At 62.8% G+C, this 8,019-nt stretch carries 9 protein-coding genes; 5 read left to right on the plus strand and 4 right to left on the minus strand.

Features of this window, described 5'->3' with window-relative positions:
* Window positions 1–512: IclR family transcriptional regulator (locus EOA86_RS13415; protein WP_164891732.1), on the minus strand; the 512-nt coding region annotated here is incomplete at its 3' end.
* A gap of 426 nt (window positions 513–938) precedes the next feature.
* Between EOA86_RS13415 and EOA86_RS13425 the strand changes: the two genes are divergently transcribed.
* The 4 genes from EOA86_RS13425 to EOA86_RS13440 are packed head-to-tail and all read left to right on the plus strand — an operon-like array spanning window position 939 to window position 3,920.
* Window positions 939–2,051, plus strand: coding sequence for a mandelate racemase/muconate lactonizing enzyme family protein (locus EOA86_RS13425; RefSeq protein WP_128342100.1), 1,113 nt, complete (start codon window positions 939–941; stop codon window positions 2,049–2,051).
* 10 nt (window positions 2,052–2,061) lie between these two features.
* Window positions 2,062–2,391, plus strand: coding sequence for an L-rhamnose mutarotase (locus EOA86_RS13430; RefSeq protein WP_065007095.1), 330 nt, complete (start codon window positions 2,062–2,064; stop codon window positions 2,389–2,391).
* On the plus strand, window positions 2,384–3,460 hold the full coding sequence (locus tag EOA86_RS13435) for a Gfo/Idh/MocA family oxidoreductase (protein WP_128342102.1): 1,077 nt from the start codon (window positions 2,384–2,386) through the stop codon (window positions 3,458–3,460). Before EOA86_RS13430 ends, EOA86_RS13435 begins: the two co-directional genes overlap by 8 nt.
* Window position 3,461: 1 nt before the next feature.
* Window positions 3,462–3,920, plus strand: coding sequence for a MaoC/PaaZ C-terminal domain-containing protein (locus EOA86_RS13440; RefSeq protein WP_065007093.1), 459 nt, complete (start codon window positions 3,462–3,464; stop codon window positions 3,918–3,920).
* 299 nt (window positions 3,921–4,219) lie between these two features.
* Here the strand turns inward: EOA86_RS13440 and EOA86_RS13445 are convergent, their stop codons facing one another.
* The 3 genes from EOA86_RS13445 to EOA86_RS13455 all read right to left on the minus strand — a co-directional run bounded on the left by EOA86_RS13445 (window position 4,220) and on the right by EOA86_RS13455 (window position 7,296).
* Window positions 4,220–5,314, minus strand: coding sequence for an LLM class flavin-dependent oxidoreductase (locus EOA86_RS13445; protein ID WP_128342105.1), 1,095 nt, complete (start codon window positions 5,312–5,314; stop codon window positions 4,220–4,222).
* A gap of 67 nt (window positions 5,315–5,381) precedes the next feature.
* On the minus strand, window positions 5,382–6,035 hold the full coding sequence (locus tag EOA86_RS13450) for a PQQ-binding-like beta-propeller repeat protein (RefSeq protein WP_128342103.1): 654 nt from the start codon (window positions 6,033–6,035) through the stop codon (window positions 5,382–5,384).
* A 40-nt stretch (window positions 6,036–6,075) separates the two neighbouring features.
* On the minus strand, window positions 6,076–7,296 hold the full coding sequence (locus EOA86_RS13455) for a DNA-binding protein (protein WP_065007091.1): 1,221 nt from the start codon (window positions 7,294–7,296) through the stop codon (window positions 6,076–6,078).
* Window positions 7,297–7,429: 133 nt separating this feature from the next.
* Between EOA86_RS13455 and EOA86_RS13460 the strand changes: the two genes are divergently transcribed.
* Window positions 7,430–8,019, plus strand: a 590-nt coding sequence (locus EOA86_RS13460) for a DUF899 domain-containing protein (protein WP_164891733.1), incomplete at its 3' end; no start/stop codon positions are given.

The following is an 8,019-nucleotide window of genomic DNA, read 5'->3' on the forward strand; positions in this document are numbered from 1 at the left end:
ATCTGCCGCTCTTCCGGCGAGCGGAACGCCAGCAGCACATGTCCGGATCCCGTGTCGAACATGCTGATATGCGAGCCGACGCGAATCGAAATGCCCCAGTAGTCCGGCGCTTCCTGCTGTGCGATCACCACTGCGGAACCGCGGTCGAAGACGACAAGCTGGTTTGCCTGCTGCGAGGATTCGGCAAGTTCACGCATCAGCGGCGTCGCATAGGACACCAGCCGCCGCACCGGCGCGTGCAGCTGCGCTAGGCCAAACAGCTTGAGCGTCAGCGAATAACGGTCGCCGTCTGGCCGCGTGACGTAGCCGCGTCGCACCAGCCGGTCGAGCATGCGATAGAATTCGTTGGGGCTGCGATCGAGTTTCTTGGCGATTTCCGCCTGCGTCAGGCCGCCGTCGACGCCGGCCAGAAGCTCGAGGATGTCGAGCCCCTTGTCGAGCGCCGGGGCGCGATAACGGTCGTCGTCCTCGTCGCCTGCCATAGTCACTTCCCGGTGAATTTCGCCTTTCATATATGCACAATGACCTGCTTCCGAAAGAACTATCAACTTGACGCCTTCATGAATATTTTGTCTATATATGAATAACTCTGAACTGGAAATACGAGTCCCTGGATGCACCCTTGAGAGGAATCAAATGACAGGCTGTTACGGCTTATCAGCCGGCGTGGCGCTGCTCGCACTTGATGCAGGCGATTCTTCTGCTGCCGATCCGTCAGGCAAGTTCGATGACGTCATCAGCCGGAGTTGCCGATGATCGTCACCAAACCGCTCGGCAACGAGACGCTGGTGTTCGCCGAATTCAACGGCGGTGTCTGGGTATCGCGTATGGTCATCCAAAACAGCTAAAGGCGGGCGACCGCGTGAAAATGAGCCTGGACCTGTCGCAGGCCCATCTGTTTTCTGCCGATACCGGCAGGACATTGCGAGGTTAACGTCATGGCAAAGATCGAAAAAGCCGAACTGCGGATGGTCGACCTGGTGCCGAAGGTCAAGCGCACTGATGCGATCCAGAGTTTTGTCAGCCAGGAAACGCCGATCGTCACCATCACCGACGCCGACGGCGCGGTCGGCACCGGCTACAGCTACACGATCGGCACCGGCGGCTCCTCGGTGATGCGGCTCCTGGCCGATCACCTTGCGCCGCGGCTGATCGGCCGCGATGCCGACATGATCGAGGCGATCTGGCACGAGCTCGAATTCGCCACCCACGCGACGACGATCGGTGCCATCACGGCAATCGCGCTGGCGGCCATCGACACGGCGCTGTGGGATCTCAGGGCAAAGAAGCTCGGCCTGCCGCTGTGGAAGCTGGCCGGCGGCGCCAAGGACCGCTGCCCGCTCTACACCACAGAGGGCGGCTGGCTGCATATCGAGACCGAGGCGCTGGTCGAGGACGCGCTCGCCGCCAAGGCAAAGGGTTTTCGCGGTTCTAAGGTCAAGATCGGCAAGCCGCACGGCTCCGAGGATCTCGCCCGGCTGACCGCGGTGCGCCAAGCAGTCGGCTCATCCTACGAGATCATGACCGACTGCAACCAGGGCTTTTCTGTCGACGAGGCGATCCGCCGGGCGGAGCGGCTGCGCGATCTCGACCTCGCCTGGATCGAGGAGCCGCTGCCGGCCGACGACATAGACGGCCATGTGCGGCTGTCGAATGCGACGTCGACGCCGATCGCCATCGGCGAGTCGCTCTATTCGATCCGGCATTTCCGCGAATACATGCAAAAAGGCGGCTGCTCGATCGTGCAGGTCGATGTCGGCCGCATCGGCGGCATCACGCCGTGGCTGAAGGTCGCGCATGCGGCCGAGGCATTCGATATCCCGGTCTGCCCGCATTTCCTGATGGAACTGCATGTCAGCCTGACCTGCGCCATTCAGAACGGCCGATATGTCGAGTATATTCCCCAGCTCGATGAACTAACCGGCAAGAAAATGCGCATCGAGGACGGCCAAGCACTGGCACCGGACGAGCCCGGCATCGGCATCGACTGGGATTGGGATGCCGTCAAGGCGAAGAGCATTGCGGAATTCACCACCGAAATAACAAAATAGGGAGCCGGACATGCAGCGGATGGGAATGGTGCTCGGCCTCAAGCCGGAAAAGGTCAGCGAGTATGTGCGGCTTCACGCTGCCGTATGGCCTGACGTGCTTGCCATGATTTCCGCCTGCAACATCAGGAATTATTCGATTTATCTTAAGGAGCCGGAGCACCTTTTGTTCAGTACTTTCGAATACCACGGCACCGATTATGCCGCCGACATGGCGAAGATGGCCGCCGATCCCAAGACGCAGGAATGGTGGGCGCTGTGCATGCCTTGCCAGGAGCCGCTGCCGACCCGCAAGGAGGGCGAGTGGTGGGCATCGATGGACGAAGTCTTCCATCATGACTGACGGCGCTCTTGATCCTGACTCGCTCTCCCAGTCCTGGGCGAAGCCATCGAAGCCGAGGCCGATCGTGATTTTCGGCGCCGGCTCGATCGCCGGCGATGCGCATTTCCCGGCCTATGGAAAAGCCGGCTTTCCGGTCGCCGGACTTTTCGATCCCGACCATACCAAGGCGGAAAGACTGGCGCAGAAATGGGGCGTCGCCACTTACCGGTCGGTCGGGGAAGCCGCAGCGATCAAGGACGCCGTCTTCGACCTGGCGACGCCGCCGACTCATCATGCCGGCGTGCTCAGGGCGTTGCCAGATGGTGCAGTGGCGCTGATCCAGAAGCCGATGGGCAGCGATCTCAGCGAGGCGACCGAAATCCTCGAAATCTGCCGCTCCAAAAAACTGAAGGCGGCGGTGAACTTCCAGCTCCGCTTCGCGCCGATGATGCTGGCGCTGAAGGATGCGATCGCCAAGGGTTGGCTGGGCGACGTGGTCGATTTCGATGCATGGCTGGCATTGGCGACGCCGTGGCAACTCTGGGAGTTTCTGGTGAAGGCGCCGCGCGTCGAGATCGCCATGCATTCGATCCACTATCTCGACCTGATCCGGCAATTGCTCGGCGATCCCCGGGGCGTTCACGCCAAGACGCTCGGCCATCCCGGCCACAAGGTCGCGCAAACGCGCACCAGCGCGATCCTCGACTATGGCGGCACTGTGCGATGCGCACTGTCGATCAATCACGATCACAAATTCGGCCGAAAACATCAGGCCTGCGAATTCCGCATCTGCGGCACCGAGGGCGCCGCCTATCTCAAACTCGGACTCAATCTCGACTATCCGCGCGGCGAGCCTGACATCCTTGAAATCTATCCGAAGGGAGGCTCTGACTGGGTTGCTGTGCCACTCATCGGCGAATGGTTTCCCGACGCCTTCGTCGGCCGCATGGCCAATGTGCATCGCTATGCATCAGGCGAGGACACCGAGCTCGTCAGTTCCGTCGAAGACGGCTGGAACACGATGGCGCTGGTCGAGGCCGCCTACCTATCGAGCGCGGCGCCGGCAACACCAATCGCGGCGAGGCCCTGACATGGAGCAGACTGTCTATTTCGAAGACTATCAGATCGGTTCGTCGCGCATGACCAGCGGGCGCACCATCACCGAGACCGACTTCGTCGTTCATGCCGGCCATACCGGCGATTTTTTTCCCCATCACATGGACGCCGAGTTCATGAAGACGACGCCGTTCGGTCAGCGCATCGCCCACGGCACGCTGGTCTTCTCGGTCGGCGTAGGGCTGACGGCAAGCGTCATCAACCCGGTCGCCTTCTCCTACGGCTACGACAGGTTGCGCTTCATCAAGCCGGTGTTCATTGGCGACACGATCAAGACCCGCACCACCATTTCGGCCAAGGAGGACGACCCGAAGCGGCCAGATTCGGGCCGGGTCATCGAGCGCTGCGAGGTGATCAACCAGCATGGCGATGTGGTTCTGGCGGCCGACCACATCTACATCGTCGAGCGCCGCGACAAGCCGGAGCCGGGCTGAGCTAATTGCTGCCGAGAGCAGTCATATTCGGTTGACCGGATATACCGGCTTGCCACCGCGCAGGACGATGCGACATCGGCAAACACCTTGTTGCGAACCTCAGCGTAAGACTGGGTCGAATAGTGCGCCGCGTGCGGACTGACCAGGGCGGCGGTCGCCGTGATGCCCCAAAGCCGATCTCGTCGTGCTCCGACGCGAGGATGGCGACCGGGCCCGCCACCGCCCGCATCGCCTGCTTGAAGGCGGATTAATGGCGTCGTGCCCATCCGCCCATGTCGTCGGAGTGTCGGCCGCTGGCATCAATTTACGCGAAGCCCGGCCTGGCGCATCAGCGGCAGCACCCGGTCGCAAAAGAAGGGCAATTCGTAGGTGTAGTTGACGAATGTGAGGGCGGCGCCGGAATAACCCTGGTCCATGATTTCAGTGAGATCGTCGACGATTTTTTCCGGTGTGCCGATGAGCGGAAACGTTCCAGCACCGCCGGCGAACCTTTGCCGATACTCAGTGAAGGCCTTCGCGTCGTGAGAGTTCGCGAATTCCTTCTTCTTGCGCATATGCTCGTCGACCGCGCCTTCGTCCGCGCATTCCAGCGCGTAGTGCCGGTAATAATCCTCGGCTTCTTGCTGGGTCTCGCGGCAGACGACGTGGCAGACCGTATAGACGCCGACTTCGCGTCCAACTTCAGCCGCTCGGTTGGTGATGTCGACCACATGCGCGCGGCCATCGGCGATTTCGGAAAAAGTCGAAAACAAATAGTCGCAGTGGCGGGCCGCATAGTTGCGCCCCCGTGCGCCGAAGGCGGCGTTCATGGTCACCGGGCGCGGCGCCTGCAGGCTTGGCGGGCGGCTGACAACCCCCTTCAGATCATAGAACTCGCCGCCGAAGTCGAACGGCTCCCTGGATTGGTAGGCACGCTCGATGATGTTGATCCATTCTTCGGCCTGATCGTAGGTCCGGTCGCCGACCGTCTGCCCGAACATGGCGAACTCGTCCGGGTTCCAGCCGCAGACAATGTTCAAGCCGGCACGCCCGTTGGAGATGTGGTCGACGGTCGCCAGCGCCTTTGCAGCCTGCAGCGGATGAACCAGCGGCACATGCACCGTCATGAACAGACCGATGTTCTCCGTCGCGACGGCGAGACCCGCCGCCCAGGTGAAAGTCTCAAACGACCATTCCCGCACATGCGTCAAACCGCCGAAGCCGCGCCAGCGCGCGATCGGCAGCAGAAACTCCAGGCCGGCGCGATCGGCGATGCAGGCAGCATTGAGGTTGTCTTCCCAGCGGGCGCGCCAGCGCTCGGGAACGGTGGTCATTGCCAGGCCGCCATCGGCATTCATCGAGAAGACGCCGAGCTTGAACCTGTTCGGTCCTTTCAGGGGATGCTGCTTTCTGATCATGATTTTCCCTGCCGCGGGACGCTCTCAGCTTCATCGTCGAACTGTTGCAACGGTGGGTTCAGCTTCATGAACGCTCCTTGGAGCCTCGCCTGGGCCGGCGGATGGCTCTCACCTTGCCGCTGTTTCCGCCGCCGCAGAAGAACTGATCGCCACCATCGGACTCGAGTCCCGACACGCCTGTTCCAGGGGGCATATCAAGCTTCTCCAGGACCTTTCCGGTTTCAGGATCTATCCGCCTGACGTCGCTCTCGTCACCTTCCCAGGTGCCGTGCCAGAGTTCGCCGTCGATCCAGGTGACCCCTGTGACGATCCGGTTGGAATCGATTGTGCGAAGAACTGCCCCTGTCTGCGGGTCGATCTGATGGATTTTGCGACCGCGATTCTGCCCCACCCAAAGGGAGCCTTCGGCCCAGGCGAGCCCGGAGTCGCCGCCGCCACCTGGCGCCGGAATCGTGGCGAGCACGCGGCCTGTGTTGGGATCGATCTTCTGGATGCGATCTTCGGCGATCTGGAACAGGTGCTGACCGTCGAAGGCCGTTCCTGCGTGCGCGGCGACCTCAATCGCGCGAACCACTTTCCCGCTCGCAGGATCCAAGGCGTTCAGCCTGTCTCCGGACGCAAACCAGACATGCTGACCGTCGAACGTAACCCCAGCCACCTGGTCGACACCCGGAAAGGGTCCATATTCGCGGAGGACTTCGGCTGCAGATCGTTTCATGCTTCTCCTCCAGGCTCAGATCTGTTGAATTATCCCGACACTAGTAGCCAGATAGTGAGCCGGGGAGTAACAAGATTGTCGGGAATCCCGGCACGGGCGGGGTCATCCAACGGCGCGCTCGCCCGCGACCGAACGATTGCACCTTGCCTGCTGCCGCAAGCTGCTCGAGCGATCGCTGCACGGTGCGCGAGCTGGCTCCGAGCGCAATTGCGAGCGCCGAGCTCGACCACGACTCGCCATCAGCGAGGAAGGCGAGCACCGCTGCATGCTGCTCGTCGACGGGCGGTGCCAGAACCACCACATCGCGTGGGCGGCGCGGCTTAAGCGCAAAGCCTCGCTTGGTCGCGCTCACATCCGCCAGTGACCGCAGCTCCGCGCGAAGCCGACCGACTTCGACCCGCAACCGGGCGCGATGCGATTCATCGGCGTGCTTGCCGCCGAACGCGCGGGCGACGAGCGTGCTTCGCGGCACGTCCGCGGGCCAGGCTTCGCCCAGCGTGCGGGCAAGCGCGAACAAGACCGGGCGCGTCGCGAGCGGGACGATCATGCCGGCGTCCCGCACGATATTGCGGCAGGCGTCGACGACGAGCGCCCCCGACGCCAGCAGCGCTTCGACCTCCTCAAGCAGGAGCGGGCGCTCCTCACCACGCGCGATCAGGCGCGCCGCGGGCGTGTTCATCACGAGGGATGCGCTTTCGACCTCTGCCGTCAGCGCCGGGATGTCCGCCTCGCGGGCGGCATGCTCGGCCCGAGCGAGCGCAGCGCGCGCCGCCTTGGTCCGGAGGCGTCGAATCGCGATCCCCGCAATCACCAGCTCGTGGGCGGCCCTCGACGCGGGTGGGAGCGGTGTGGGATCGAACCCGGCCAACCTGCGCTCGGCCTCGTCGAGGCGTCCGATCAGGAGCAGGCGCCGGACTTCGAGATTGCGCGCATGCGCGGCATTAAAGCGGTCGCCGTGCTTTTCAAGCGTCGCCCGCGCGGCGTCGAGTGCCTTCGCCGGCCACCCGAGGTCACGCGAGACGAGTGCGATCTCGGCTTCGGCGACGACGCACCTCGCGCGGGCCACGGCCTCTTTCGGACCGAAGGCGCGCGCAGCACTTTTGAGGAGAGCCTTTGCTCGAACGAGATCGCCGAGCTGCGCCATGGCGATGCCGCGCAGCGCAAGCGCAGGCGCATCGTCACGCAGGGCGACCCGCTTCAAAGCGCCGAGGGGATCACCCGTTGCGAGGGCGCGCGCCGCAGCGGTGATCAGCGAGTCCATCGGAATCCCGTCACATTTGTAACTCTCACCATTCGATGTCCGGTCCTAATCTATCTCAGGACCAACAGCCAGCGCGCTGTATCGAAACGCGCCGTATCGAAAACGGTGCGAACATCGAGAAAGGAGACGAACGATGCCGACACACAGAACCGGAACACGTGAGGAGTGGCTGGCAGCGCGGCTTGATCTGCTCAAGGCGGAGAAGGAGCTCACGCGACAAAGCGATGAGGTGGCGCGGCGGCGGCAGGAATTATCGTGGGTTCGGATCGACAAGGATTACCGATTCGAGACCGATGAAGGCAGCGCCTCGTTGGCAGACCTCTTCCAAGGACGCTCCCAGCTCCTCGTCTACCACTTCATGTTCGGGCCCGATTACACGGCGGGGTGTCCGGCCTGCTCGGCGATTGCGGACGGATTCGACGGCTTCGTCATCCACCTGGCCAACCACGACGTCACGCTTTCGGCGGTATCGCGGGCACCGCTCGGGAAGCTGAAGGCGTACAAGCGGCGGATGGGATGGACGTTCCCCTGGGCGTCCTCACACGGCGGCGACTTCAATTTCGACTTCGACGTTTCGTTCACCGAGGAGCAGCAGCGCGAGGAAGGCATCGACTACAACTATGTCCGCGAGGCACCTCTCGCCGAGATACCCTCGCGTACGACTGCCGACGGCTCCGAGACGTTCGCTGCAATGAGCGGAACAGACACGGCCACGTACACGCG

The sequence above is a fragment of the Mesorhizobium sp. M5C.F.Ca.IN.020.32.2.1 genome (genome assembly GCF_004023105.1).
In the GTDB taxonomy this organism is placed as follows: Bacteria; Pseudomonadota; Alphaproteobacteria; order Rhizobiales; family Rhizobiaceae; genus Mesorhizobium; species Mesorhizobium wenxiniae.

Bases quoted from the DNA above. Each gene is read 5' to 3' on its own strand.
- EOA86_RS13425 (WP_128342100.1), top strand. From the start codon at position 939: ATGGCAAAGATCGAAAAAGCCGAACTGCGGATGGTCGACCTGGTGCCG.
- EOA86_RS13435 (WP_128342102.1), top strand. From the start codon at position 2,384: ATGACTGACGGCGCTCTTGATCCTGACTCGCTCTCCCAGTCCTGGGCG.
- EOA86_RS13440 (WP_065007093.1), top strand. From the start codon at position 3,462: ATGGAGCAGACTGTCTATTTCGAAGACTATCAGATCGGTTCGTCGCGC.
- EOA86_RS13430 (WP_065007095.1), top strand. From the start codon at position 2,062: ATGCAGCGGATGGGAATGGTGCTCGGCCTCAAGCCGGAAAAGGTCAGC.
- EOA86_RS13450 (WP_128342103.1), bottom strand. From the start codon at position 6,035: ATGAAACGATCTGCAGCCGAAGTCCTCCGCGAATATGGACCCTTTCCG.
- EOA86_RS13455 (WP_065007091.1), bottom strand. From the start codon at position 7,296: ATGGACTCGCTGATCACCGCTGCGGCGCGCGCCCTCGCAACGGGTGAT.